At 66.3% G+C, this 26,510-nt stretch carries 25 protein-coding genes and 4 tRNA genes; 26 read left to right on the forward strand and 3 right to left on the reverse strand.

Annotation, left to right across the window (positions count from 1 at the left end):
- The first annotated feature begins 54 nt into the window (after positions 1–54).
- The 20 genes from plsX to nagZ all read left to right on the forward strand — a co-directional run bounded on the left by plsX (position 55) and on the right by nagZ (position 18,802).
- The gene (gene plsX, locus DTA15_RS21655) at positions 55–1,161 is read left to right on the forward strand and encodes a phosphate acyltransferase PlsX (RefSeq protein ID WP_006489700.1); all 1,107 of its coding nucleotides are present in this window, start codon (positions 55–57) and stop codon (positions 1,159–1,161) included.
- On the forward strand, positions 1,162–2,151 hold the full coding sequence (locus DTA15_RS21660) for a beta-ketoacyl-ACP synthase III (RefSeq protein WP_006489693.1): 990 nt from the start codon (positions 1,162–1,164) through the stop codon (positions 2,149–2,151).
- An 84-nt stretch (positions 2,152–2,235) separates the two neighbouring features.
- Complete coding sequence (fabD, locus tag DTA15_RS21665) at positions 2,236–3,168, forward strand: ACP S-malonyltransferase (protein ID WP_012492432.1); 933 nt, start codon at positions 2,236–2,238, stop codon at positions 3,166–3,168.
- A gap of 36 nt (positions 3,169–3,204) precedes the next feature.
- Positions 3,205–3,954, forward strand: coding sequence for a 3-oxoacyl-ACP reductase FabG (fabG, locus tag DTA15_RS21670; protein WP_006489702.1), 750 nt, complete (start codon positions 3,205–3,207; stop codon positions 3,952–3,954).
- A 144-nt stretch (positions 3,955–4,098) separates the two neighbouring features.
- A complete protein-coding gene (gene acpP / locus DTA15_RS21675; RefSeq protein ID WP_004197638.1) occupies positions 4,099–4,338 on the forward strand; it encodes an acyl carrier protein in 240 nt (79 codons plus the stop codon).
- A gap of 164 nt (positions 4,339–4,502) precedes the next feature.
- Positions 4,503–5,735 (forward strand): beta-ketoacyl-ACP synthase II, encoded by a 1,233-nt coding sequence (gene fabF, locus DTA15_RS21680; RefSeq protein ID WP_006489692.1) that lies wholly within the window; start codon positions 4,503–4,505, stop codon positions 5,733–5,735.
- A gap of 11 nt (positions 5,736–5,746) precedes the next feature.
- Complete coding sequence (locus tag DTA15_RS21685) at positions 5,747–6,211, forward strand: hypothetical protein (RefSeq protein ID WP_006496509.1); 465 nt, start codon at positions 5,747–5,749, stop codon at positions 6,209–6,211.
- Positions 6,212–6,302: 91 nt separating this feature from the next.
- Positions 6,303–6,902, forward strand: a complete 600-nt coding sequence (rpoE, locus tag DTA15_RS21690; protein ID WP_006490873.1) for an RNA polymerase sigma factor RpoE — start codon at positions 6,303–6,305, stop codon at positions 6,900–6,902.
- A gap of 86 nt (positions 6,903–6,988) precedes the next feature.
- Positions 6,989–7,606, forward strand: coding sequence for a sigma-E factor negative regulatory protein (locus DTA15_RS21695; protein ID WP_006490874.1), 618 nt, complete (start codon positions 6,989–6,991; stop codon positions 7,604–7,606).
- Between the two features lie 5 nt (positions 7,607–7,611).
- A complete protein-coding gene (locus tag DTA15_RS21700) occupies positions 7,612–8,664 on the forward strand; it encodes a MucB/RseB C-terminal domain-containing protein (protein ID WP_012492434.1) in 1,053 nt (350 codons plus the stop codon).
- Positions 8,665–8,680: 16 nt separating this feature from the next.
- Positions 8,681–10,165, forward strand: a complete 1,485-nt coding sequence (locus DTA15_RS21705; RefSeq protein ID WP_006490869.1) for a DegQ family serine endoprotease — start codon at positions 8,681–8,683, stop codon at positions 10,163–10,165.
- 7 nt (positions 10,166–10,172) lie between these two features.
- Positions 10,173–10,409, forward strand: a complete 237-nt coding sequence (locus DTA15_RS21710; protein WP_006476497.1) for a glutaredoxin family protein — start codon at positions 10,173–10,175, stop codon at positions 10,407–10,409.
- Between the two features lie 189 nt (positions 10,410–10,598).
- Positions 10,599–12,392: a translation elongation factor 4 gene (gene lepA / locus DTA15_RS21715; RefSeq protein WP_006490871.1), complete on the forward strand. Its 1,794-nt coding sequence runs from the start codon at positions 10,599–10,601 to the stop codon at positions 12,390–12,392.
- Between the two features lie 16 nt (positions 12,393–12,408).
- Entirely contained in the window at positions 12,409–13,302 is an 894-nt protein-coding gene (gene lepB, locus DTA15_RS21720; protein ID WP_006490870.1) for a signal peptidase I, read from the forward strand.
- 153 nt (positions 13,303–13,455) lie between these two features.
- Complete coding sequence (gene rnc, locus DTA15_RS21725) at positions 13,456–14,685, forward strand: ribonuclease III (protein WP_012492435.1); 1,230 nt, start codon at positions 13,456–13,458, stop codon at positions 14,683–14,685.
- A 60-nt stretch (positions 14,686–14,745) separates the two neighbouring features.
- Positions 14,746–15,645 (forward strand): GTPase Era, encoded by a 900-nt coding sequence (gene era / locus DTA15_RS21730; protein ID WP_006485602.1) that lies wholly within the window; start codon positions 14,746–14,748, stop codon positions 15,643–15,645.
- On the forward strand, positions 15,632–16,468 hold the full coding sequence (gene recO, locus DTA15_RS21735; protein WP_006497720.1) for a DNA repair protein RecO: 837 nt from the start codon (positions 15,632–15,634) through the stop codon (positions 16,466–16,468). The genes era and recO overlap by 14 nt, the downstream gene beginning before the upstream one ends.
- The gene (gene pdxJ, locus DTA15_RS21740) at positions 16,465–17,241 is read left to right on the forward strand and encodes a pyridoxine 5'-phosphate synthase (protein WP_006485609.1); all 777 of its coding nucleotides are present in this window, start codon (positions 16,465–16,467) and stop codon (positions 17,239–17,241) included. Before recO ends, pdxJ begins: the two co-directional genes overlap by 4 nt.
- A gap of 81 nt (positions 17,242–17,322) precedes the next feature.
- Positions 17,323–17,757 carry a holo-ACP synthase gene (gene acpS, locus DTA15_RS21745; protein ID WP_006485603.1) on the forward strand — a complete coding sequence of 145 codons (435 nt, stop codon included), beginning with the start codon at positions 17,323–17,325 and terminating at the stop codon, positions 17,755–17,757.
- Between the two features lie 16 nt (positions 17,758–17,773).
- Complete coding sequence (nagZ, locus tag DTA15_RS21750) at positions 17,774–18,802, forward strand: beta-N-acetylhexosaminidase (protein WP_006485604.1); 1,029 nt, start codon at positions 17,774–17,776, stop codon at positions 18,800–18,802.
- 173 nt (positions 18,803–18,975) lie between these two features.
- Here the strand turns inward: nagZ and DTA15_RS21755 are convergent, their stop codons facing one another.
- From DTA15_RS21755 to earP, 3 genes are all read right to left on the reverse strand, one after another.
- The gene (locus DTA15_RS21755; RefSeq protein WP_006485607.1) at positions 18,976–20,361 is read right to left on the reverse strand and encodes a sigma-54-dependent transcriptional regulator; all 1,386 of its coding nucleotides are present in this window, start codon (positions 20,359–20,361) and stop codon (positions 18,976–18,978) included.
- Positions 20,362–20,628: 267 nt separating this feature from the next.
- Positions 20,629–21,186, reverse strand: a complete 558-nt coding sequence (efp, locus tag DTA15_RS21760; protein ID WP_006485608.1) for an elongation factor P — start codon at positions 21,184–21,186, stop codon at positions 20,629–20,631.
- Between the two features lie 137 nt (positions 21,187–21,323).
- Entirely contained in the window at positions 21,324–22,517 is a 1,194-nt protein-coding gene (gene earP / locus DTA15_RS21765) for an elongation factor P maturation arginine rhamnosyltransferase EarP (RefSeq protein ID WP_012492436.1), read from the reverse strand.
- A gap of 76 nt (positions 22,518–22,593) precedes the next feature.
- Between earP and uvrC the strand changes: the two genes are divergently transcribed.
- The 6 genes from uvrC (at position 22,594) to DTA15_RS21795 (ending at position 25,953) form a co-directional block, all read left to right on the forward strand.
- Positions 22,594–24,630, forward strand: coding sequence for an excinuclease ABC subunit UvrC (uvrC, locus tag DTA15_RS21770; protein WP_006482194.1), 2,037 nt, complete (start codon positions 22,594–22,596; stop codon positions 24,628–24,630).
- A gap of 90 nt (positions 24,631–24,720) precedes the next feature.
- Positions 24,721–25,308 carry a CDP-diacylglycerol--glycerol-3-phosphate 3-phosphatidyltransferase gene (pgsA, locus tag DTA15_RS21775; protein WP_006482193.1) on the forward strand — a complete coding sequence of 196 codons (588 nt, stop codon included), beginning with the start codon at positions 24,721–24,723 and terminating at the stop codon, positions 25,306–25,308.
- 141 nt (positions 25,309–25,449) lie between these two features.
- Positions 25,450–25,525 (forward strand) — tRNA-Gly (locus tag DTA15_RS21780).
- Between the two features lie 52 nt (positions 25,526–25,577).
- A tRNA-Gly gene (locus DTA15_RS21785) sits at positions 25,578–25,653 on the forward strand.
- Between the two features lie 51 nt (positions 25,654–25,704).
- Positions 25,705–25,780, forward strand: a tRNA-Gly gene (locus tag DTA15_RS21790).
- Between the two features lie 99 nt (positions 25,781–25,879).
- Positions 25,880–25,953 (forward strand) — tRNA-Cys (locus DTA15_RS21795).
- The last annotated feature ends 557 nt before the right edge of the window (positions 25,954–26,510 follow it).

Here is a 26,510-nt window from a genome sequence, read left to right on the forward strand (position 1 = left end):
CAAAAAGGCGGCATTCAACTGCCGCTTTTTTGTGCCTGAAATTCGTCGCATTCCATGACCGTAAAGCTCACAATCGATTGCATGGGAGGCGACCACGGCCCGTCCGTGACCGTTCCCGCGGCAGTCAAGTTCGTCCGCGCGCATCCCGATGCGCACCTGATGCTCGTCGGCATCGAAAGCGCGATTCGCGCTCAGCTGAAGAAGCTGAAAGCCCTCGACGATCCCGCGTTGACCATCGTGCCCGCCACCGAAGTCGTGGCGATGGACGATCCTGTCGAAGTGGCGCTGCGCAAGAAGAAGGATTCTTCGATGCGCGTCGCGCTCAACCACGTCAAGGACGGCGCGGCGCAGGCCTGCATCTCCGCCGGCAATACCGGCGCGCTGATGGCCGTTTCCCGTTACGTACTCAAGACGCTGCCCGGCATCGAGCGGCCCGCGATCGCGTTCGCGCTGCCGAACCCGACCGGCTACACGATGATGCTGGACCTCGGCGCGAACGTCGACTGCGAACCGCAGCACCTGCTGCAGTTCGCGGAGATGGGGCACGCGCTCGTGGCCGCGCTCGAAGGCAAGGAGCGCCCGACGATCGGCCTGCTGAACATCGGCGAAGAGGTCATCAAGGGCAACGAGACGATCAAGCGCGCAGGCGAGCTGCTGCGTGCCAGCACGCTCAATTTCCGCGGCAACGTGGAAGGCAACGACATCTACAAGGGCACCGTCGACGTGATCGTGTGCGACGGCTTCGTCGGCAACGTCGCGCTGAAGACGTCCGAGGGGCTCGCGCAGATGCTGTCGGACATCATCCGCGAGGAGTTCGGCCGCTCGCTGATGTCGAAGCTGATGGCGCTGCTCGCGCTGCCTGTGCTGATGCGCTTCAAGAAGCGCGTCGACCACCGCCAGTACAACGGCGCGGCGCTGCTGGGGCTGAAGAGCCTCGTGATCAAGAGCCACGGTTCGGCCGACGCCTACGCGTTTGAGTGGGCGATCAAACGCGGGTATGATGCCGTCAAAAACGGGGTGCTGGAGCGCCTCGCGCGCGCGATGGCGGATAATTCAGTGTCGCTCGGCGACGGCGAACACGACGCGGGCGGCGCGGGCCATGCAAGCCCGGCCGCAGGCCATCACGCCGAACCTTCCGCTGCGCAATCCTCTAAAGCATAAATGGCCCAATCGACTCTCTATTCCCGCGTGCTCGGCACGGGCAGCTACCTGCCGCCCGACCGCGTCACGAACCAGCAGTTGACCGATCGTCTTGCGAAGGAAGGCATCGAGACGAGCGATGAATGGATCGTGGCGCGCACGGGCATCCATGCGCGCCATTTCGCCGCACCGGACGTCACGACGAGCGATCTCGCGCTCGAGGCGTCGCGTCGTGCGATCGAAGCGGCCGGTGTCGATCCGCAGTCGATCGACCTGATCATCGTCGCGACTTCGACCCCCGATTTCGTGTTCCCGAGCACCGCGTGCCTGCTGCAGAACAAGCTCGGCATCAAGAACGGCGGCGCGGCATTCGACGTACAGGCCGTGTGTTCGGGCTTCGCGTACGCGATGGCGACGGCCGACAGCTTCATCCGCAGCGGCCAGCATCGTACGGCGCTCGTGGTCGGCGCGGAGACGTTCTCGCGCATTCTCGACTTCAAGGACCGCACGACCTGCGTGCTGTTCGGCGACGGTGCCGGCGCGGTGATCCTGTCCGCGTCGGAAGAGCCGGGCGTGCTCGGCAGCGCGCTGCATGCGGACGGCAGCTACTCGAACATCCTGTGTACGCCGGGCAACGTCAACCGCGGCGTGATCGACGGCAGCGCGTTCCTGCACATGGACGGACAAGCCGTGTTCAAGCTCGCGGTCAACGTGCTCGAAAAGGTCGCGATCGAAGCGCTCGCGAAGGCGAATCTCGCGCCCGAGCAAATCGACTGGCTGATTCCGCACCAGGCCAACATCCGCATCATGACCAGCACCTGCCGCAAGCTCGGCCTGCCGCAGGAGCGCATGGTCGTGACGGTCGACCAGCACGGCAATACGTCGGCCGCGTCGATCCCGCTGGCGCTCGACGCCGCGGTGCGCGACGGTCGCATCCAGCGTGGCCAGCACGTGCTGATCGAAGGCGTCGGCGGCGGCTTCACCTGGGGCGCGTCGGTCTTCCGCTTCTGATCCGCGGCGCGCGACAAGCCGCGCGCGGATCCCATCGGCGCGCCGTTCGTGCGCGCCGTCCGAATCGATTCAATTGGGGACGATATGAAATTTGCATTCGTTTTTCCGGGGCAGGGCTCGCAGGCGATCGGCATGCTCAACGCATTCGCCGATCTGGCCGTCGTGCGCGAGACGCTCCAGGAAGCATCCGATGCACTCAATCAGGATCTCGGCAAGCTGATCGCCGAAGGCCCGGCCGAAGAGCTGAACCTGACCACCAACACGCAGCCCGTGATGCTGACCGCGGCGTATGCGTGCTACCGCGCGTGGCAGCAGGCAGGCGGCCCGGCGCCGTCGATCGTCGCCGGCCACAGCCTCGGTGAATACACGGCGCTCGTCGCGGCCGGCGCACTTGCGTTCAAGGATGCGGTGCCGCTCGTGCGCTTTCGTGCACAGGCGATGCAGACGGCCGTGCCGGTCGGCCAGGGCGGCATGGCCGCGATCCTGGGCCTCGACGACGACACGGTGCGCGCGGTATGCGCGGAAGCCGCGGAGGCGGGCGTCGTCGAAGCGGTGAACTTCAATGCTCCGGCGCAGGTCGTGATCGCGGGCAGCAAGGCCGCGGTCGAAAAGGCATGCGAGATCGCGAAGGCGAAGGGCGCGAAGCGCGCGCTGCCGCTGCCGGTGTCGGCGCCGTTCCATTCGTCGCTGCTCAAGCCGGCGTCGGACCAGCTGCGCGACTACCTCGCGAACGTCGACGTGAAGGCGCCGCAGATTCCGGTCGTCAACAACATCGACGTTGCCGTGGTCAGCGATCCGGCCGCGATCAAGGATGCGCTGGTGCGCCAGGCCGCGGGCCCGGTGCGCTGGGTCGAGTGCGTGCGGCATATCGCCGGCACGGGCGTCACGCACGTGATCGAATGCGGTCCGGGCAAGGTGCTGGCCGGCCTGACGAAGCGCATCGATGGCAACCTGACGGGTGCGTCGGTGTTCGATCCGGCTTCGCTCGACGAAGCGCTCAAGCTCGCGACCGCCTGACGCGGCGCCTTTTCCCAAGCAACGGACATTCGATTCATGGACAAGACTCTCGATAAACAGGTTGCGATCGTGACCGGCGCGTCGCGCGGCATCGGCCGTTCGATCGCGCTCGAACTCGCGCGCCTGGGCGCGACGGTGATCGGCACGGCGACGAGCGAATCGGGCGCCACCGCGATCACCGCGGCGTTCGCGGAAGCGGGCGTCACGGGCCGCGGCGCGGTGCTGAACGTCAACGACGCGGCAGCCGCCGAGGCACTGATCGATGCGACCGTGAAGGAATTCGGCGCGCTGAACGTGCTCGTCAACAACGCAGGCATCACGCAGGATCAGCTCGCGATGCGGATGAAGGACGAGGACTGGGACGCGGTGATCGACACCAATCTGAAGTCGGTGTTCCGCCTGTCGCGCGCGGTGCTGCGCCCGATGATGAAGGCGCGCGGCGGCCGTATCATCAACATCACGTCGGTGGTCGGCTCGGCCGGCAATCCGGGTCAGGTCAACTACGCGGCCGCGAAGGCCGGCGTCGCGGGCATGACGCGTGCGCTCGCGCGCGAAATCGGCAGCCGCGGCATCACGGTGAACTGCGTGGCGCCGGGCTTCATCGACACCGACATGACGAAGACGCTGCCGGAAGAACAGCAGGCCGCGCTCAAGACCCAGATTCCGCTCGGCCGCCTCGGCAGCCCGGAGGACATCGCCCATGCCGTCGCGTTCCTCGCATCGCCGCAGGCCGGTTACATCACCGGCACGACGCTGCACGTGAACGGCGGCATGTACATGTCGTAACGGTTTTCGTTTACCATCCGCGCCGTATCCCGTTTTTCAGGCGGATCGGCGCTTGATCGACCATCAAGCCAACGCGCGTTTTGGCGTCAGCAAACCTGATAAAATGCGCGCACTTGTAAATCTGAACTTTCCCTCGGAGGGGTAATGGACAACATCGAACAACGTGTCAAGAAGATCGTCGCTGAACAACTGGGCGTCGCGGAAGCCGAGATCAAGAACGAAGCTTCGTTCGTGAACGACCTGGGCGCGGACTCGCTCGACACGGTCGAACTGGTGATGGCTCTCGAAGACGAGTTCGGCATGGAAATCCCGGACGAAGAAGCAGAGAAGATCACGACCGTTCAGCAAGCGATCGACTACGCTCGCGCAAACGTCAAGGCGTAAGCGCCTTTCGCGCTTGTCCGCCACGTCGCCGCGATCTTCGCGATTGACGCGCCATCCTGCCGGCTTCGCGCCGGACGGACTAACAGCCACAGGGCTCGCAGGGCTGGTTCCTGTGGCCACTGTGGCTTTTGTTTTTGTCATCCAATAATGGAAAAGAGGTTACCGTGAGCCGCCGTCGTGTTGTCGTTACAGGCCTGGGGCTGATTTCGCCTGTTGGCAATAATGTTGCCGACGGCTGGGCCAATCTCGTCGCCGGCAAGTCCGGTATCGCCACCGTCACGAAGTTCGATGCGTCGAACCTCGCCTGCCATTTCGCGGGCGAAGTGAAGGGCTTCAGCGCCGAGGAGTACATCCCGGCGAAGGAAGCCCGGAACATGGATACGTTCATCCATTACGGCATCGCCGCCGGCGTCCAGGCCATCAAGGACAGCGGGCTGGAAGTGACCGAAGCCAACGCGGAACGCATCGGCGTGCTGGTCGGTTCCGGCATCGGCGGCCTGCCGATGATCGAAGACACGCACCAGACCTACGTCGATCGTGGCGCGCGCCGGATTTCGCCGTTCTTCGTGCCGGGCTCGATCATCAACATGATCTCGGGTCACCTGAGCATCATGTTCGGCCTGAAGGGCCCGAACCTCGCGGCCGTCACGGCCTGCACGACCGGCCTGCACAGCATCGGCCTCGCCGCGCGCCTGATCCAGGCCGGCGACGCCGACGTGATGGTCGCGGGCGGCGCCGAATCGACGGTGTCGCCGCTCGGCATCGGCGGGTTCGCCGCCGCGCGCGCGCTGTCGACCCGCAACGACGATCCGGCCACCGCGTCGCGTCCGTGGGACAAGGACCGCGACGGCTTCGTGCTGGGCGAGGGCTCGGGCGTGATGGTGCTCGAGGAGTACGAGGCGGCGAAGGCGCGCGGCGCGAAGATCTACGCGGAAGTCGTGGGCTTCGGCATGACGGGTGACGCGTACCACATGACCGCGCCGAACATGGACGGTCCGCGCCGCTGCATGGTCGCGGCGCTGCGCGACGCCGGCCTGAATGCCGACGAGGTGCAGTACCTGAACGCGCATGGCACGTCGACGCCGCTGGGCGACAAGAACGAGTCCGACGCGGTGAAGGCGGCCTTCGGCGAGCACGCGTACAAGATGGTGGTCAACTCGACGAAGTCGATGACGGGCCACCTGCTGGGTGGCGCGGGCGGCCTCGAATCGGTGTTCACGGTGCTGGCGCTGCACAACAACGTGTCGCCGCCGACCATCAACATCTTCAACCAGGACCCCGAGTGCGATCTCGATTACTGCGCGAACACCGCGCGTGACATGAAGATCGACGTTGCCGTGAAGAACAACTTCGGCTTCGGCGGGACCAACGGCACGCTGGTGTTCAAGCGCGTCTGACGTCGAATCGCTTGACGAGTCCATTCGATGCTCCGGCCGGGCGTCCGCAGCGCTTTGCGTTGCGGGCCTCGGCCGTGTCGTATCTCGTGCTGGCCGCGTTCGTCGCATCGGCTGCCGCGTCGGCGTACCTGTTCTGCGCGCCGCGCGCGGGCGCTGTCGCCGGCGCCGGCGTGTCGGCCGCGACGGCGGCACTGCTGGCCGTATGGGCGGCGCGGGCCTGCGCCCGCCGGCTGCCGGCCGAGCTGCGGATCGATGCGTTCGGGGAGATTGCGGCGTTTGGCCGCACCGGGCGATTGCTGGCCCGCGGTCGCGTGACCGGCCATGCGCACTGGAGCAGCCTGCTGCTGGTGCTGTCGATCGGGCAGGGCGCCCGGCGCGCGCGGCCGCTGCTGATTCCGGCCGACGCGCTCGACGCCGCGTCGTTCAGCGCGCTGTCGGTGCTGGCGAGAACGGCCGGGGCGGCGGGGCAGGCATGACGGCGGCGCGGTTACCGACCGTAACCAGCGGCCGGCGCCGGAACGCTACAATAACGCTCCGCGTTGCATCCCTAGTTAACGGATTTGTCAGGTGAGTGAAAAAGAAATCGATCAGGCTCTGGTCGAGCGCGTACAGAAGGGCGACAAGGCGGCGTTCGAACTCCTGGTCTCCAAATACCACCGCAAGATCATCCGGCTGATCTCGCGCCTCGTGCGGGATCCCGCCGAGGTCGAGGATGTGGCCCAGGACGCGTTCATCAAGGCGTATCGTGCGCTGCCGCAATTCCGCGGCGAATCGGCGTTCTATACGTGGTTGTACCGAATTGCCGTCAACACGGCGAAGAACTACCTTGCGACGCAAGGCCGCCGGGCGCCGACCTCGACCGAGGCCGATGCGGAGGAAGCGGAAACTTTCTCGGACGCAGACCAACTAAGGGATATCAACACGCCTGAGTCGATGTTGATGAGCAAGCAGATTGCCGAGACGGTCAACGCTGCGATGGCTCTGCTGCCCGAAGAACTGCGCCAGGCAATCACACTGCGCGAGATCGAGGGCCTGAGCTACGAAGAGATCGCGGAAATGATGGGCTGTCCGATCGGGACGGTCCGCTCGCGGATCTTCCGTGCGCGCGAGGCAATCGCTGCCAAATTGCGTCCGCTGCTCGATACGCCCGAAGGCAAGCGCTGGTAAGCGCGACGGGCGGAACGACGCGGGTCGGGGTCTAGTTACGGATAGAGTCGTGAAGTCACGACGGGGTGTGCAAGATGGGGAGCATCATGGGGTCGGTCAATACGCAATCGCAAGCGTGCTCGCGCGGCGAGCGCCTTTCCGCGCTGGTCGACGGCGAAATGTTCGATGGCCCGGATCACGGGCAGTTTCTGGCTGAGCTCGACCGCGCGGATCGCGCTGCGTGGGCCCATTACCACCTGATCGGCGATGCGCTGCGCTCGGACGAGCTCGCGCTGCCGCCCGCGCTGAGCGTCGCGTTTACCGCACGCATGTCGGCCGCGCTCGAAAGCGAGCCGCACCTGCTGGCTCCGGCGGCCGCGCCGGCCGCGCGCAAGCTGCTGTCGCTGCGTCGGCGCGTCGTGCCCGCGTTCGCGGTGGCCGCCGCGGCGGCCACGCTGACCTGGGTCGTCGTCCCGCAAATGCAGACGGCCGGTACGCCGGGCGCCGTCCAGGTCGCCTCGATCGGCGCGCAGCAGGGCGGCAACCTGCAGCGCGTGACGGTTGCGCAGGCATCGGCCCAGCCCGGCCTGCAGGACGTCAACATCATTCGCGACGCCAGCCTCGACCAATACCTTGAAGCGCACCAGCAATTCGCCCAGCAGCCCGTCGTCACGGGTTCGATGCCGCTGATCCGCGCTGCCGTGACCACCACGCCAGGCCAATAAACCCGATGCGGACATTGCAGTTGAATCACGCCATCTCCGGATGGAAGCGGCTGCCGGCCCTCCTGCTTTGCGCAGCCGCCCTGTTGTCCGTTCAATCCCTTCCCGCCAGCGCCCAGCAACCGGACGATCCCGTCGCGACCCGCAAGGGCGCCGCGGACTGGCTCGACCGCGTCCAGCAGGCGGCGCAGCAGCAGAGCTACGAAGGTACGTTCGTCTACCAGCGCGGCGGGTACGTGCAGTCGTCGCGCATCGCGCACGTCGCGTCGCGCGACGGCGAGTTCGAACGGATCGAGACGCTCGACGGCAAGCCGCGCAAGCTGCTGCGGCACAACGACGAGCTGTACACGTTCGTGCCCGAGCGCAAGCTGTGCGTGGTCGAGCGCCGTCAGACGCGCGACTCGTTTCCCGCGCTGCTCGGCGCGAGCGGCGAACACGTGATGTCCGTCTACGATGCGAAGTCGCTCGGCAAGGACCGCGTGGCCGGGATCGACGCGCAGGTCGTCGAGCTCGTGCCGAAGGATGCGTACCGTTTCACGTACAAGCTGTGGGCCGACGCGCGCACCGGGCTGCTGCTGCGTTCGCAGACGCTCGACGCGAACGATCACGTGCTCGAGCAGATCGCGTTCTCGCAATTGCAGACGGGCGGCGCAAGCGGCGACAAGGCCGCGATCGCAGCCGGCATGCGCAACCTGAGCGGCTGGACGGTCGTGCGCCCGCCGGTCGCGACGGTCGACATGGAAGCGCAGGGCTGGCAGCTCGCGCCGAGCGTCGCCGGCTTCCAGAAGATTCGTGAAGTGCGCCGGCCGATGGCCGCGCGCGATGCCGGCGATCCGCCGATCCCGGTCGATCAGGCGGTCTTCACGGACGGCCTCGCGACGATCTCGGTTTTCATCGAGCCGGCCGAAAAGAATACGCGCAAGGAAGGCGCGGGCAGCACCGGGGCGACGCACGTTCTCGTGAAGCGCCGCGGCGACTACTGGATCACCGTGCTCGGCGAAGTGCCGCCGGCGACGTTGCAGCAGTTCGCGTCTGCCATAGAATACAAGGCTTCCAAGTAACGCTACGGCTTCCGACATGACGAAACTCACGCTGCGCAAAGTGCTCGCGGCGGCGGCGCTGTGTGCCTGCCTGCCGCTCGTCCCGCAAACCGCGGTCGCGGTCACGCCTCCCGCCGCAAGCCTGCCCGACTTTGCCGATCTGGTCGAAAAGGTCGGGCCGGCCGTCGTGAACATCCGGACCACCGCCAACGTGCCGACGAGCGGCCCGCGCGGCATGCTCCCGCCCGGCTTCGACAACGGCGACATGTCGGAATTCTTCCGGCGCTTCTTCGGCATCCCGCTGCCGCAGGCGCCCGGCAACGGCAGCAACCCGAAGAACGCGCCGGCGCCGGACAATCCGCCCGATACCGAGCAGAACCGCGGCGTCGGCTCGGGCTTCATCGTGTCGGCCGACGGTTACGTGATGACCAATGCGCACGTCGTCGACGATGCGGACACCATCTACGTGACGCTGACCGACAAGCGTGAATTCAAGGCGAAGCTGATCGGCGTCGACGACCGCACGGACGTCGCGGTCGTCAAGATCCAGGCATCGAACCTGCCGGTCGTCGCGATCGGCGATTCGAACAAGGTGCGCGTCGGCGAGTGGGTCGTCGCGATCGGTTCGCCGTTCGGCCTCGACAACACGGTCACGGCCGGCATCGTCAGCTCGAAGAGCCGCAACACGGGCGACTACCTGCCGTTCATCCAGACCGACGTGGCCGTGAACCCTGGCAACTCGGGCGGCCCGCTGATCAACATGCAGGGCGAGGTGATCGGCATCAACTCGCAGATCTACAGCCGCACCGGCGGCTTCATGGGCATTTCGTTCGCGATTCCGATCGACGAGGCGATGCGCGTGGCCGACCAGCTGAAGGCGACCGGCAAGGTCACGCGCGGCCGGATCGCGGTGGCGATCGGCGAGGTGACGAAGGACGTGGCCGATTCGATCGGGCTGCCGAAGGCCGAAGGCGCGCTCGTCAGCAGCGTCGAGCCGGGCGGCCCGGCCGACAAGGCAGGCATCCAGCCGGGCGACATTATCCTGAAGTTCAATGGCCGTCCGGTCGATGCGGCGTCGGACCTGCCGCGCATGGTCGGCGACACGAAGCCCGGCACGAAGGCGACGGTCAGCGTATGGCGCAAGGGTCAGGCACGCGATCTGCCGATCACGATCGCCGAGACGCCGGCCGAGTCGACGGCGAAGGCCGAGCAGCGCAAGAACGCGCCGCAGAAGCCGCGCCAGACCAATTCGCTCGGGCTGACGGTCAGCGACCTGACGGCGGAGCAGATGAAGACGCTGAAGCTGAAGAACGGCGTGCAGATCGACGGCGTCGACGGCCCGGCCGCCCGGGCGGGCCTGCAGCGCGGCGACATCGTGCTGCGTGTCGGCGACACCGACATCACGAGCGCGAAGCAGTTCGCCGACGTGACCGCGCAGCTCGATCCGCAGAAGGCGGTCGCGGTGCTCGTGCGGCGTGGCGACAACACGCAGTTCGTGCCCGTGCGGCCGCGCCAGAAGTAACGCGTCGATGTTCACGCTCTACGGCCGCGGCTGGTGCCACCTGTGCGACGACATGCGCGACGCACTGGCGCCGGTGGCGGCCGAATTCGGTGTCGCGGTCGACTACATCGACATCGACACCGATGCAGCGCTGGTCGCGCGTTACGACGAGGACGTGCCCGTGCTGCTGCTGGACGGCGCGGAAGTGTGCCGCCACCGGTTCGACGACGCGCGGGTGCGCGACGCGCTGGCGGCCCGGCGCTGAATCCGGCCCGCCGCCGGCCGACGCCGTTTTCGCACGGGGTTCGATCCGGCGGGCGCCCGCCCCGCGTGGCAGGGCGTCCGAAATCCCGCCCGGCAAAAGCCTTTTCGGCTAAAATAAGCCGTTTTTTCACCGACTTACAAGGCGTGCTCCGCAGTCGTGAGCGCGCCTTTTTCGCTTGATCGGCACTGAATGGATCATATTCGCAATTTCTCGATCATCGCCCACATCGACCATGGCAAGTCGACACTCGCGGATCGCATCATCCAGGTATGCGGCGGCCTCGCCGACCGTGAAATGGAAGCGCAGGTGCTCGACTCGATGGACATCGAGCGCGAGCGCGGCATCACGATCAAGGCGCAAACAGCCGCGCTGACCTATCGCGCACGCGACGGCAAGGTCTACAACCTGAACCTGATCGACACGCCGGGGCACGTCGACTTCTCGTACGAGGTCAGCCGTTCGCTGTCCGCGTGCGAAGGCGCGCTGCTGGTCGTCGACGCCAGCCAGGGCGTCGAGGCGCAGACGGTCGCGAACTGCTACACGGCGATCGAGCTCGGCGTCGAGGTCGTGCCCGTGCTGAACAAGATCGACCTGCCGGCCGCGAACCCCGAGAACGCGATCGAGGAGATCGAGGACGTGATCGGCATCGACGCGACCGACGCGACGCGCTGCAGCGCGAAGACCGGCCTCGGCGTCGAAGACGTGCTCGAGTCGCTGATCGCGAAGGTGCCGCCGCCGAAGGGCGATCCGACCGCGCCGCTGCAGGCGCTGATCATCGATTCGTGGTTCGACAACTACGTCGGCGTCGTGATGCTCGTGCGTATCGTCAACGGCACGCTGCGCCCGAAGGACAAGATCAAGATGATGGCGACCGGCGCGCAGTATCCGGTCGAGCACGTCGGCGTGTTCACGCCGAAGTCGCGCAATCTCGAGTCGCTGTCGGCCGGGCAGGTGGGCTTCATCATCGCCGGCATCAAGGAACTGACGGCCGCGAAGGTCGGCGATACCGTCACGCACGCGGCCAAGGCCGCTGCCGAGCCGCTGCCGGGCTTCAAGGAAGTGAAGCCGCAGGTGTTCGCGGGGCTGTATCCGGTCGAGGCGAACCAGTACGACGCGCTGCGCGAATCGCTCGAGAAGCTGAAGCTGAACGACGCATCGCTGCAGTACGAGCCGGAAGTGTCGCAGGCGCTCGGCTTCGGTTTCCGCTGCGGCTTCCTCGGGCTGCTGCACATGGAAATCGTGCAGGAGCGGCTCGAGCGCGAATTCGACATGGATCTCATCACGACCGCGCCGACGGTCGTCTACGAGGTCGTGCAGAGCGACGGCTCGACGATCATGGTCGAGAACCCGGCGAAGATGCCGGAGCCCGGCCGCATCGCCGAAGTCCGCGAACCGATCGTCACCGTGAACCTGTACATGCCGCAGGATTACGTCGGCTCGGTGATCACGCTGTGCGAGCAGAAGCGCGGCTCGCAGATCAACATGCAGTATCACGGCCGCCAGGTGCAGCTCACGTACGAGATCCCGATGGCCGAGATCGTGCTCGACTTCTTCGATCGCCTGAAGTCGGTGTCGCGCGGCTATGCGTCGATGGACTACGAGTTCAAGGAATACCGTTCGTCGGACGTCGTGAAGGTCGACATGCTGATCAACGGCGACAAGGTCGATGCGCTGTCGATCATCGTGCACCGGTCGCAGTCGCAATACCGCGGCCGCGAAGTCGCCGCGAAGATGCGCGAGATCATTCCGCGCCAGATGTACGACGTGGCGATCCAGGCCGCGATCGGCGCGCACATCGTCGCGCGCGAGAACATCAAGGCGCTGCGCAAGAACGTGCTCGCGAAGTGCTACGGCGGCGACATCACGCGAAAGAAGAAGCTGCTCGAGAAGCAGAAAGAAGGTAAGAAACGCATGAAGCAGGTGGGTTCGGTCGAGATCCCGCAGGAGGCGTTCCTCGCGATCTTGCGCGTCGAAGACAAATAACAGGACTGATCCTTTTATGAATTTTGCGCTGATTCTTTTTGTGCTCGTCGTCGTGACGGGCGTAGCGTGGGTGCTGGACAAACTGGTGTTCCTGCCGCGGCGTCGCAAGGCGGCCGACTCGGCGATCGAGGAGTTCGATCGCCAGCAGTCGCGCATCGACAAGCGTTTCGCGGACGAAAACGCCGCGCAGACGCGTTCGAAGCTGCGTGACGAAAAGCTGCGCCAGCCGTGGTGGCTCGAGTACACCGCGAGCTTCTTCCCGGTGATCCTGGCCGTGTTCGTCGTGCGTTCGTTCGTCGTCGAGCCGTTCAAGATTCCGTCGGGCTCGATGGTGCCGACGCTGCTCGTCGGCGACTTCATCCTCGTCAACAAGTTCGAGTACGGGCTGCGCCTGCCGGTCACCAACACGAAGATCACGCAGGGCAGCCCGCTGTCGCGCGGCGACGTCGTCGTGTTCCGCTATCCGAAGGACGAGTCGGTCGACTACATCAAGCGCGTGATCGGCCTGCCGGGCGACACGGTCGCGTACCAGGACAAGCAGCTCACGATCAACGGCCAGCCGGTGCCCGAAACGCCGCTGCCCGATTTCTTCGACGACGAGCGCCAGAATTACGCGAAGCAGTTCGAGGAAACGATCGGCAACAAGAAGAACGCGATCCTCAACAACCCGGCCGTGCCGCCGTTCGTGATGGGCGCATACGACTATCCGTATCGCGACAACTGCACGTACAACAGCCGCGGCGTGATCTGCAAGGTGCCGCCCGGCCACTACTTCATGATGGGCGACAACCGCGACAACAGCGCGGACAGCCGCTACTGGGGTTTCGTGCCGGACCAGAACATCGTCGGCCGCGCGTTCTTCATCTGGATGAACTTCAGCGACCTGAAGCGCATCGGTTCCTTCAACTGATCGCATTCGACTCACACGCAATACGCGACGCACGGGCCGCGTCGCGTATTGCCGAACTACTTTAAGAACCGGCGGTAACACCGCCTCGTCACGCCTTTTCGGGTCCGGCCGTGCCGTTTCGGCCCGACCGGCGCCCGCGTTATACTCCTGCACATGCCCCTATCCCAGTTGGAAAGCCGGCTGCGCTACGAATTTCGCAATGCGGAATTGCTGCGCCAGGCTTTGACCCATCGCAGTCACAGTGCCACGCACAACGAACGGCTCGAGTTTCTCGGCGATTCCGTTCTGAATTGCGCGGTGGCCGCTCTTTTGTTCCAGCGTTTCGGCAAGCTGGACGAAGGTGACCTGTCGCGCGTACGCGCCAACCTCGTCAAACAGCAGTCGCTGTACGAAATTGCTCAGGCCCTGAATATCTCGGACGGCCTGCGGCTCGGCGAGGGCGAACTGCGCAGCGGCGGGTTCCGTCGCCCGTCGATCCTCGCGGACGCGTTCGAAGCCATCATCGGGGCCGTGTTCCTCGATGGGGGCTTCGAAGCCGCCCAAGGGGTCATCAAGCGGCTCTATATCCCGATTCTCGACCACATCGATCCGCGCACGCTCGGCAAGGACGCGAAGACGCTGCTGCAGGAATACCTGCAGGGGCACAAGATCGCGCTGCCGACCTATACGGTCGTCGCGACCCATGGTGCGGCGCACAATCAGCAGTTCGAGGTCGAGTGCACGGTGCCGAAGCTCGACGTGAAGGTATCGGGCTCCGGCGCGAGCCGGCGCGCGGCCGAGCAGGCCGCCGCGAAGAAGGCGCTCGACGAGGTGATGGCGGCCGCACCGATGCTGGCCGCGAAGCCGAAGCGCTCGAAAAACGCGCGCGGCTCCAAGCATGTCGAACCCGAGATCGTGCCGGGCGTGAAGGGCGTGCAGGAAGCGCTCGACCTGCGCTCGCCCGAGCGGAAGGAACGTGCGGCGGCGCGCGAGGCCAGGGCGGCCGGCGCGGCGCCGGGGGCCGCCGCGGCGGCTGCAGCGGCGGGCGCTGAGCCGGCCGTCGCGCCGATGGCCGCGATCCGGGCCGCGCACGTCGAGCCGGCGGCGGACAAGGGCGAACGGGCGGCGAAGCCGGCGACCGACAAGGTGGCCGACAAACCGGCCGAGCGGCCCGACAAGGCCGCGGAAAAGTCCGCCGAGGCCGCGCCGCGCGCAGCCGACAAGCCGGCCGGCCAGGCAACCGATCCGGCGCCCTCGTCGGCCGACAAGCCCTCCGCGAGTGCCGATTCCGCCGCGCGCACGCCCGCGCGCGCACGCGATGCCGCGGCGCCCGACGCCGATACGCCGCCCGGCGGCGCGAGTCTTGCTGCCGCGCAGGCGCGCGTGGCCGATGCCGACCACTGAATTGCCCAGCGATCGTGCCGCGCGCCGCGCGGCCGTTTCCGAACCTGTCTCCCAAACGATATGAACACTCCCGCTCCTACCGGTTTCCGTTGCGGCATGATCGCGATCGTGGGCCGCCCGAACGTCGGCAAGTCGACGTTGATGAACGCACTCGTCGGCCAGAAGATCAGCATCACGTCGCGCAAGGCGCAGACGACCCGCCACCGCATCACCGGCATCAACACGTTCGACGACGCGCAATTCGTATTCGTCGACACGCCGGGCTTTCAGACCCGTCACAGCACCGCGCTGAACCGTTCGCTGAACCGCGCGGTCACGTCGACGCTGACGTCGGTCGACGTGATCCTGTTCGTGATCGAGGCCGGCCGCTTCGGCCCCGACGACCAGAAGGTGCTCGACCTGATCCCGCCCGGCATGCCGACGCTGCTGATCGCGAACAAGATCGATCGCGTGAACGACAAGGCGTCGCTGTTCCCGTTCATGCAGAAGGTGAGCGAACTGCGCGAATTCACCGAGCTCGTGCCGCTGTCGGCGCAGAAGCCGGAAGACATCAAGCGCCTGCTGGACACGATCAAGCCGTACCTGCCGGAAGGCGAGCCGATCTACGGCGAGGACGAGCTGACCGACCGCAGCTCGCGTTTTCTCGCGGCCGAAATCCTGCGCGAGAAGGTGTTCCGCTGGACCGGCGACGAGCTGCCGTACACGAGCACCGTGCTGATCGACAAGTTCGAGGAGGAGGGGCGCCTGAAGCGCATCTTCGCGACGATCCTCGTCGAGCGCGATTCGCACAAGGCGATGGTGATCGGCAAGAAGGGCGAGAAGCTCAAGCAGATCAGCACCGAGGCGCGGATGGACATGGAAAAGCTGTTCGACGGCCCCGTATACCTCGAGACCTTCGTGAAGGTGAAGAGCGGCTGGGCCGACAACGAGGCGGGGCTGCGTGCCTATGGGTACGAATGACGCGCTGACGTCGACCGAAGACGCGGTGGCGGCCGGCGCGAACGACGCGCCGTTGCCGGCACCGCCCGAACCGCCGCGCAAGGCGCGGCGCGCGACGTCTCGCACGTCCGATTTCCGCGTCGCCGAGCAGCCGGCGTTCGTGCTGCACAGCTATCCGTATCGGGAAACGAGCCTGATCGTCGACGTGCTGACACGTGACCACGGCCGGCTCGCGCTCGTCGCGAAAGGCGCGAAGCGTCCGCACTCCGCGTTGCGCGGCGTGTTGCAGACGTTCCAGCCGCTGCTGCTGTCCTGGTCCGGCAAATCCGAGGTGCGCACGCTGACGGGCGCCGAGTGGGTCGGCGGGATGCTGCCGCTCGGCGGCGACGGCCTGTTGTGCGGTTTCTACGCGAACGAGCTGCTCGTGAAATTCTGCGCCCGCGAGGATCCGCAGCCGCCGCTGTTCAATCATTACGTGCTGACCCTCACGCGTCTCGCGCACGGCGAGCCCGCGGTGCAGGTGCTGCGCTCGTTCGAACGCGTGCTGCTGCGCGAGACCGGCTATGCGATGGCGCTGAACCGCACGGTCGCCCGTCGCGCGGTCGAACCCGAGCGCCGCTACGTGTTCGATCCGGAGCGTGGCGTACGCAATGCGGACGACGACGTGCCGTCGCACTGGCCGGTCATCACCGGCCAGACGTTGCTCGACATGGAGCAGGACGATTACCATCGAGCCCAGACGGTTGCGCAGAGCAAGACGCTGATGCGCTTCCTGCTGAACACCTATCTCGGCGGTACGCCGCTCGCCACGCGTCAGATCCTGATCGACCTGCAAAACCTATGAGCTTCTTCCTGACAACGCCCACCGCCATCGACCTCGGCGTGAACATCGACCACGTCGCGACGCTGCGCAATGCGCGCGGCACGCGCTATCCCGATCCGATCCGCGCGGCGCTCGCCGCCGAAGAGGCGGGCGCGGACGCGATCACGCTGCACCTGCGCGAGGATCGCCGTCACATCGTCGACGCGGACGTGCGCCAGTTGCGCCCGCTGCTGAAGACGCGCATGAACCTCGAATGCGCGGTGACGGCCGAGATGCTCGACATCGCTTGCGAAGTGCGTCCGCACGACGCATGCCTCGTGCCGGAGAAGCGCGAGGAACTGACGACCGAAGGCGGTCTCGACGTGGCCGGCCACTTCGAGGCGGTGCGCGCCGCATGCAAGCAGCTCGCCGACGAGGGCGTGCGCGTGTCGCTGTTCATCGACCCGGACGACACGCAGATCCGCGCTGCGCACGAAGCGGGCGCGCCGGTGATCGAGCTGCATACGGGCCGCTACGCGGAAGCGCACGACGAAGCGGAGCAGCAGCGCGAATACGAGCGTATCGTCGCGGGCGTGCAGGCCGGCGCGCAGCTTGGCCTGAAGGTCAATGCGGGCCATGGGCTGCACTACACGAACGTGCAGCAGATCGCCGCGATCGACGGCATCGTCGAGCTGAACATCGGCCACGCGATCGTCGCGCACGCGATCTTCGCGGGCTGGGACAACGCGGTGCGCGAGATGAAGGCGATCATGGTCGCCGCACGCGTCGCCGCGCTGCATGGCGGCGCGCGCTGACGATGCGAGGCCGCCGCGCCCCGCACGCCGTTGGCGACGCGTTTGACCCGGCCTCGCCGGGCCACCCCGGCGGAGACTGACATGGCGATCTACGGCATCGGTACCGACATCGCGCAGGTGAGCCGCGTCGCGGCCGTGCTCGAACGCACGGGCGGCCGGTTTGCCGAGAAGGTGCTCGGCCCCGACGAACTGCGCGTGTTCCACGCCCGGCGCGCCCGCTCCGAGGCGCGCGGCATCGCGTTTCTCGCGACGCGCTTCTCCGCGAAGGAAGCGTTCTCGAAGGCGATCGGGCTCGGCATGCATTGGCCGATGACGTGGCGCGCGCTGCAGACGCTCAATCATCCAAGCGGCGAGCCGTACGTGGTCGCATCCGGCGAGCTGGCTGAATGGCTGGCCGCGCGCGGCATCACGGCACGTGTGACGGTCAGCGACGAACGCGACTACGCGGTGTCGTTCGTGGTCGCCGAAACGGACGCCGCGCCTGGCACTGCACCTGTTTCCCGAACTTCTTCCTGACGGAATTCACGATTCGATGAAAACGACTCCCGGCCCGGTCATGCTCGACGTCGTCGGCACGACCCTGTCGCGCGACGATGCGCGGCGCCTCGCGCATCCGAATACCGGCGGCGTGATCCTGTTCGCGCGGCACTTCCAGAATCGTGCGCAACTGACCGCGCTGACCGATTCGATCCGCGCGGTGCGCGAAGACATCCTGATCGCCGTCGATCACGAAGGCGGGCGCGTGCAGCGGTTCCGCACCGACGGCTTCACGGTGCTGCCCGCGATGCGTCGCCTCGGCGAGCTGTGGGATCGCGACGTGCTGCTCGCGACGAAGGTCGCGACCGCCGTCGGTTACATCCTGGCCGCCGAGCTGCGCGCGTGCGGGATCGACATGAGCTTCACGCCCGTCCTCGATCTCGACTACGGGCACTCGAAGGTGATCGGCGATCGTGCGTTCCATCGCGATCCGCGCGTCGTCACGCTGCTGGCGAAGAGCCTGAACCATGGGCTGTCGCTTGCCGGCATGGCAAACTGCGGCAAGCATTTTCCCGGGCACGGCTTCGCGGAGGCCGATTCGCACGTCGCGCTGCCGACCGACGACCGCACGCTCGACGCGATCCTCGAGCAGGACGTCGCGCCGTACGACTGGCTCGGGCTATCGCTGGCCGCGGTGATCCCGGCGCACGTGATCTACACGCAGGTCGACAAGCGGCCGGCGGGCTTTTCGCGCGTGTGGCTGCAGGACATCCTGCGCGGCAAGCTCGGCTTCACGGGTGCGATCTTCAGCGACGACCTGTCGATGGAGGCTGCCCGCGAAGGCGGCACGCTCACGCAGGCCGCCGACGCCGCGCTCGCCGCCGGTTGCGACATGGTGCTCGTCTGCAATCAGCCGGATGCAGCCGAAGTCGTGCTGAACGGACTGAAGGCGCGGGCCTCGGCCGAGTCGGTGCGGCGCATCAAGCGGATGCGTGCGCGCGGCAAGGCGCTCAAGTGGGACAAGCTGATCGCGCAGCCCGAGTATCTGCAGGCACAGGCGCTGTTGAGCAGCGCGCTGGCGTAAGCGGGCAGGGCGGGCGCGGATCGTGTCGTTCCGGTCGCTCCAAATGAAAAAGCCGCGCAATCGCGCGGCTTTTTTACGGGTGGCGACAGCCTGATTCGAATGGTCGCCGGCACGGATTTGAACGCAACTAACGGTCAGATCCAGCCAGCGCCCGTATCCAGGGCGCCGTTCGCTCAGTTCACCTTCATCCGCTGCAGCTTGTTGTACAGCGTCTTCGGGCTGATGCCGAGCAGCGTCGCGGCGCGGTGGCGCGTACCGCCGACCGCGTCGAGCGTCGCGCGGATCAGCAGATCCTCGACGTCGGACAGCGGCGTGCCGACCTTGATCTGCACGCTGCTGCCGTTCAGCGCGGCGCCGGCGGAGAAGCTGGCCTCGCCCGCGCGCAGCGTCTCGATGAAGTCGCCCGATGCGTCGTACGCGAAGCGCACGCGTTCCTGCAGCTCGCGCACGTTGCCCGGCCATTCGTACGACAGGCATTCGCGCACGAAGCCTGGCGCCGCGCGCTTGTCGGTCGTGCTGCGGCCGGTTGCGCGCGCTTCGCGGTTCAGTTCGTCGATCTGCGCATCCGCGATCGCGAGTGCGTCGCCGTCGCGCTCGCGCAGCGGGGGCATCGTGATCGATGCCGCATCGAGGCGCAGCCACAGATCCTCTCGCAGTGTGCCGTTTGCCACCGCTTCACGCGCCGGGCGGCGCGTGGCCGCGATCAGCCGGAAATCGCTGGTGATCGAGCTCGTACCGCCGATCCGCATGAAGTTCTGCGAATCGAGCGCGTGCAGCAGCGCTTCCTGCAGCACGAGCGGCAGTGCGGTGATTTCGTCGAGGAACAGCGTGCCGCCGCCGGCTTGCTCGAACAGGCCCAACTCGCGGCGCTCCGCGCCGTCGAAGGCGCCGCGCTCGTGGCCGAACAGCACGCTGTCGAGCGACGCGCCATGGCGGCCGGCCTGCGCGAGCATCCGGCAGTCGAACGACACGAACGGCCCCTTGCGGCGCCGGCTCAGCTCGTGCAGCGTGCGCGCGGCCAGCTTCTTGCCGGTGCCGGCTTCGCCCGAGAACAGCACGGCCGTCTCGGTGCGGGCGTTGTGCTCGATCATGTCGTACACGTGCTGCATCGCGTCGCTGCGGCCGACCAGCGCGCCGAAGCGGCCCAGATGGCGCAGCGATGCCCGCAGCGACTGCACTTCGTCGATCAGTTCGTACGGGCGGGGAATCCGCGCGAGCAGGCTGCGCAGGCGCGGAATGTTGATCGGCTTGAGCAGGTAGTCCCAGATGCCGTGGCGCAAACCCTCGATGGCGCTCTCGACCGTCGCGTTGCCCGTCAGCACGATCACGGGCAGCGAGCCGTTCGGCTGTTGCTGCGGCAGGTGCTGGAGCAGGTCGAAGCCGCTGCCGTCCGGCAGGTTCAGGTCGACGAGCACGACGTCGGGAATCGAGCGGCCGAGCGCCGTGCGCGCTTCGGCGAGCGACGTGGCCGTGTCGACCGAGAAGCCGTCTGCGGCGAGCAGCGCGGTGAGGCCTGACAGGCTGTTGGGATCGTCTTCGACAATCAGGGCGTGTGGCATGGTGGACGCGAGTCGAGTCAAGAGAGGCGGGCTGTCGGCCAGCGGGCCGCAGCCGCATGTCGGATTAAAGACTGATTTTATGCCCCGCCGAACGCGTCACGCGCATTATTTCTCCGGCGCTATAAAACAGTTACCGATGATACAAATTGAATATCTTTACCGGTGGATTTTGTGCTGCTTATGGCGCCGGCTTGTGGCAGCTGTTGACGCCAGGCAAACAAAAAGCGCCCCGAAGGGCGCTTTGTTCGATGCGGATATCGCAGACGATTACGCGCGGCTGCGGTATTCGTTCGTGCGCGTATCGATTTCGATCTTGTCGCCGGTGTTGCAGAACAGCGGCACCTGCAGTTCGAAGCCGGTCGCCAGCTTCGCGTTCTTCAGCACCTTGCCCGACGACGTGTCGCCCTTGACGGCCGGTTCCGTGTAGGTGATTTCGCGAACGAGGATCGTCGGCAGTTCGACCGAGATGGCCTTCTCGTTGTAGAACACGACTTCGCAAGCCATGCCGTCTTCGAGGTAGTTCAGCGCTTCGCCCATCATTTCGGCTTCGACTTCGTACTGGTTGTAGTCGGCGTCCATGAACACGTACATCGGGTCGGCGAAGTACGAGTACGTCACTTCCTTGCGGTCGAGCACGACGACGTCGAACTTGTCGTCGGCCTTGTAGACCGATTCCTGACCTGCGTTCGACAGCAGGTTCTTCATCTTCATCTTGACGACGGCGGCGTTACGGCCCGACTTGTTGTATTCCGTCTTTGCGATGACCCAGGCGTCGCTGCCGATCTGCACGACGTTGCCTACGCGGAGTTCCTGTGCGGTTTTCATAAAAACACTGTCCTGATCAAATCAAATAAATAGGTGCCTGAGCGGTGCACAACGGGTGAGGCGCCAAGCAGATGCGTTCCGGTGGGCGCCCAAAGCTCAAACGCGAGCGCTTGCGTGGTCAGCCGTCGGATAACCGCTTATTTTAACTGAGATTTTGCGTATTCCGCCAGCTTTCCGGCGAGATCGCCGACGGCCGCGAGCGCGTCGGCCCAGCGGATCGCATTGGCGTCCAGCGCGGCGCGGTGTTGCCAGAAATCGGCCCAGTCGGGCGTGCCGGCGCCGTTCCACGCATGCCAGAACCGTTCGAGCGCCGCGCGCGGCGCATCGGGGAGGCCGGCCGACAGGTGCGCGAGCGCGGCATCGAGCTTCGGCAGGTGCACGTCGTCGGCCTGCGGGTAGATGTGCCACACGAACGGCTTGCGCGCCCATTGCGCGCGGACGAACGAATCCTCGCCGCGCACGAAGTTGAGGTCGGCGACCCACAGCAGCGCGTCGTAGTCGGGCTGCGGAACGAACGCGAGCCCGTGGGCGGTCAGGTTGCCGCTGCGCGCGTGCGCGCCCGCCGCGAATGATTCGACCCCGAAAAAGCGCGCGACGGCCGGCGACACGCGCCCGGCGGGTACGAGCGCGAGGACCGGCGACGGGCCGTCGCGCCACTGCGCGAGCAGCGCGTCGACGGCCGGGTTCTCGTAGGCGAACAGGCTGACGACCGTCGTGCCGGGCGCCGGCGGCGCGCCGCCGGTCGCGTGCCGCCACCACGCGGCGCGCGCTGCCGGGTCGGCGTCGAAGGCCGCGCGGCGTGCGTCGAGGTCGCGCTCCTTCGGCACGCCGCCGGTGCCGGCCGACAGGCCCGGAAAGAAGAACGTCTTCAGCAGCGGGTAGCGCGGATGCGGCGACGGCCGCAAATGGAAATCGGCGACCCAGTCCTCGGCGCTCAGGTATTCGAGGTTGATCCACACGGGGCGGCGCGCGCGTCGCGCCATCGCCGCGAGATACGGGCCGGGCAGCTCGCACGCGAACGCCTCGATCACGACATCGGCGATGTCCAGCGCGTCGCCGACTTCCGCATGCCAGTGCTCGATCACGATCGCGTCGACCGTCTGCCGGGTCGCGTCGGGGTCGACTTCCGGCAGCAGGCGCGCGAACGTGTGCAGGTCGTCGACGAACAGGCGAACCTGCCAGCCGTGCTCGTGCGCGAGCTGACGCGCGACGCGCCAGCACACGCCGATGTCGCCGAAATTGTCGATCACCGTGCAGAACAGGTCGCAGGCGATCGGTTCGCCCGGCGCGAGCGGCGCGGAAGAGAGTGGGGCAGCGGTGGTGCGTGGCATCGAAGCGGGCCGGTGAATGCTCTAAACTGGCGATTCTAATGGACCCGTTCCGCGTTACAAGGCGCCCGGATCACGCATGACATCCCCAGAAGCTTCCGATATTCCGTTCGAACCGAAGAAGATCCTTGCGCAGTTGCCGCACATGCCGGGTGTCTATCGCTATTACGACACGGCGGGCGCCGTCCTCTACGTCGGCAAGGCGCGCGACCTGAAAAAGCGCGTGTCGAGCTATTTCACGAAGACGCAACTGTCGCCGCGCATCGCGATGATGGTCACGCGCATCGCGCGCATCGAAACGACCGTCACGCGCTCGGAAGCCGAAGCGCTGCTGCTCGAGAACAACCTGATCAAGGCGCTCGCGCCGCGTTACAACATCCTGTTTCGCGACGACAAATCGTATCCGTACCTGAAGCTGACCGCGCACCGCTTTCCGCGGATGGCCTACTACCGCGGCTCAGTCGACAAGCAGAACCAGTATTTCGGGCCGTTCCCGAGTGCGTGGGCCGTGCGCGAGAGCATCCAGATCCTGCAGCGCGTGTTCCAGTTGCGCACCTGCGAGGATTCGGTCTTCAACAACCGCACGCGGCCGTGCCTGTTGCACCAGATCGGGCGGTGCACGGCGCCGTGCGTCGGCGCGATCTCCGACGAGGATTACGCGGTCGACGTGTCGAACGCCGCGCGGTTCCTGCTCGGCCGGCAGTCCGAAGTGATGAAGGAGCTCGAGCAGAAAATGCACGCGTTCGCGGCCGAACTGAAATTCGAGCAGGCGGCGGCCGTGCGCAACCAGATGAGCTCGCTCGCGACGGTGCTGCACCAGCAGGCGATCGAGGTCGGCAGCGACAGCGACGTCGACGTCCTGGCCGTCGTCGCGCAGGGCGGGCGCGTGTGCGTGAACCTCGCGATGGTGCGCGGCGGCCGGCACCTCGGCGACAAGGCCTATTTCCCGACGCACGTCGAAAGCGCACTGACGCTCGCCGAGGGCGGTCTCGGCGAAGAGGCCGAGCCGGCGGAGGCGGTCGATGCGACGGCCGACGCGGTGCCCGATCTGCCCGCGGAAGAGGCCGGCAGCGCGCGCGGCACGGCGGCCGCGGCGTCGGTCGAGGCCGAGGTGCTCGACGCGTTCATCGCGCAGCACTATCTCGGCAATCGCGTGCCGCCCGTGCTCGTCGTCAGCCATGCACCGGCGAGCCGCGACCTGCTGGAGCTGCTGTCCGAGCAGGCCGGCCACAAGGTGTCGCTGGTGCGGCAGCCGCAGGGGCAGCGGCGCGCGTGGCTGTCGATGGCCGAGCAGAACGCGCGCCTCGCGCTCGCGCGGCTGCTGTCCGAGCAGGGCTCGCAGCAGGCGCGTACGCGCGCGCTGGCGGACGCGCTCAGCTACGACAGCGACGATCTCGCGACGCTGCGGATCGAATGCTTCGACATCAGCCATACGATGGGCGAGGCGACGCAGGCGTCGTGCGTCGTCTATCACCATCACAAGATGCAGTCGGGCGAATACCGCCGCTACAACATCACGGGCATCACGCCGGGCGACGATTACGCGGCGATGCGGCAGGTGCTCACGCGCCGCTACGAGAAGATGGTCGAGCAGGCCGCGCAGGCGGCGGCCGTCGACGAAGCGGCCGGCATCGACGGCGAGTCGACGCGCCAGGCCGAGGCGTCGAGCCTGCTGCCGAACATCGTGCTGATCGACGGCGGCAAGGGCCAGGTCGAGATCGCGCGGCAGGTATTCACCGAGCTCGGCCTCGATACGTCGATGCTGGTCGGCGTCGCGAAAGGCGAGGGGCGCAAGGTCGGCCTCGAAACGCTGGTGTTTGCGGACGGCCGCACGCCGCTCGAACTCGGCAAGGAGAGCGCCGCGCTGATGCTCGTCGCGCAGATCCGCGACGAGGCGCACCGTTTCGCGATCACCGGCATGCGGGCGAAGCGGGCGAAGGCGCGCCAGACGTCGCGACTCGAGGAACTCGAGGGCGTCGGCGCGAAGCGCCGGCAGCGGCTGCTCGCGCGCTTCGGCGGGTTGCGCGGCGTGGTGGCCGCGAGTGTCGAGGAACTGGCGAGCGTCGAGGGCATTTCGCACGCGCTCGCCGAGCAGATCTACAAGCAGCTTCACTGACGCGGCCGTGCGGCCGGCGGCGTTGCCAGCGTTCTTGTGGCAGGCCGGTCGACACGGCACAATTGCGAATCCTTTACTGTCCCGCATGCCATGCCGTTCAATTTCCCGATTTTCCTGACGTGGGTACGGATCGTGCTGATTCCGCTCGTCGTCGGCGTGTTCTATCTGCCGGACACGGTGATGGGCGGCGCGCACCGCAATCTCGCGGCGGCGGCGATCTTCATCCTCGCCGCGCTGACCGACTGGTTCGACGGCTTCCTCGCCCGCAAGTGGAACCAGACGTCGTCGTTCGGCGCGTTCCTCGACCCGGTCGCGGACAAGCTGATGGTGACGGCCGCGCTGCTGATCCTCGTGCAGATTTCGCGGGTCGACGCGGCGATCGCGCTGGTGATCGTCGGTCGCGAGATCGCGATTTCGGCGCTGCGCGAGTGGATGGCCCAGATCGGCGCGTCGAAGAGCGTGGCGGTGAACCAGCTCGGCAAGTTCAAGACCGCGTGCCAGATGGTCGCGATTCCGATGCTGCTGTTCTACGGGCCGCTGCCGCTGGGGATCGTGACGATCGACACGCGCGTGTGGGGCGAGTGGCTGATGTATCTGGCCGCGGTGTTGACCATCTGGTCGATGCTGTACTACATGAAACTCGCATGGCCGCAGATTCGCGAGCGTGGCGGCGCCTGACCCGCATCGCCTGTGCGGCGGCGGTTTTTGTAAAAAGGGCTGGAAAAGCCCTTGACACACGAATGTGCCTTCGACATAATCTCGCTTCTCCGCTGCACGACGAAGTAAGTGTGTGACGGGGAAGCAGGAGCGTAGCAATACGCGGGAGTAGCTCAGTTGGTAGAGCGCAACCTTGCCAAGGTTGAGGTCGCGAGTTCGAGACTCGTCTCCCGCTCCAGATTTTTTCTGGCAGCGCGTGGTACGGCAAAGCGCTGCAGGTGCAGGACAATGCGGGAGTAGCTCAGTTGGTAGAGCGCAACCTTGCCAAGGTTGAGGTCGCGAGTTCGAGACTCGTCTCCCGCTCCAGATTTTTCTGGCAGCGTGTAGTACGGCGAAGCGCTGCAGGTGCAGGACAATGCGGGAGTAGCTCAGTTGGTAGAGCGCAACCTTGCCAAGGTTGAGGTCGCGAGTTCGAGACTCGTCTCCCGCTCCAAGTAATGGGGAAGCCACGCTTCCCTTTTTATTTGATGGACCTCCGGTCCTCGAATGAAAATCTGTCGCTTGCCTCACGGCATCCGGACAGTCCGCTTTTGGCGCGATAGCAAAGCGGTTATGCAGCGGCCTGCAAAGCCGTTTAGGCCGGTTCGACTCCGGCTCGCGCCTCCAGAAAAAGCCCCGCTTCGGCGGGGCTTTTCTTTTTTCTGCGCCGCTTTCCCCCGTGGACGAAGAGGTCGCGCCGTGGGCACCCTCTGGGAGGGCACCGCGGGTGCGTTCGTCGCGCCCAGCTGACACGGCGTGGCGCGGTGGCTCTGGCCGGTCGAATCCCGGCGAGATCGCGACCGGGTTGCCCGACGCACGGGCCGACTGATGCGGCGGACTCGATCATCTGGCGCCAAAGCATCGCGGACATTCTGAGCATGCGCGCGGAAAGGCGGCTGAACGAAACGGGCTGATCATCTTCAGGGATGACGCCGCACAGCCCGTGGGGCAGTTCCACCGAGGATGCCGGCAGGGACTATCGTCGCGGCATCCTCGCTCGCCCGTCAGCAGAAACTGGCGGGATCTTGATCGGTGTGCGGATCGTGGCGCGCCTCACATATTCTCCCGGAAGCGTGGTTTCCTCATGTAATTTAATCATTTCGGAGGAGGGCGCGACCGGTAGCGGGTTGTCGGCGCATCACGTTCGATAGACTCCAGCCGTTTTCGGTTCCGGTCAGTTTGGT

The organism is Burkholderia cenocepacia (assembly GCF_900446215.1).
GTDB lineage: Bacteria > Pseudomonadota > Gammaproteobacteria > Burkholderiales > Burkholderiaceae > Burkholderia > Burkholderia cenocepacia.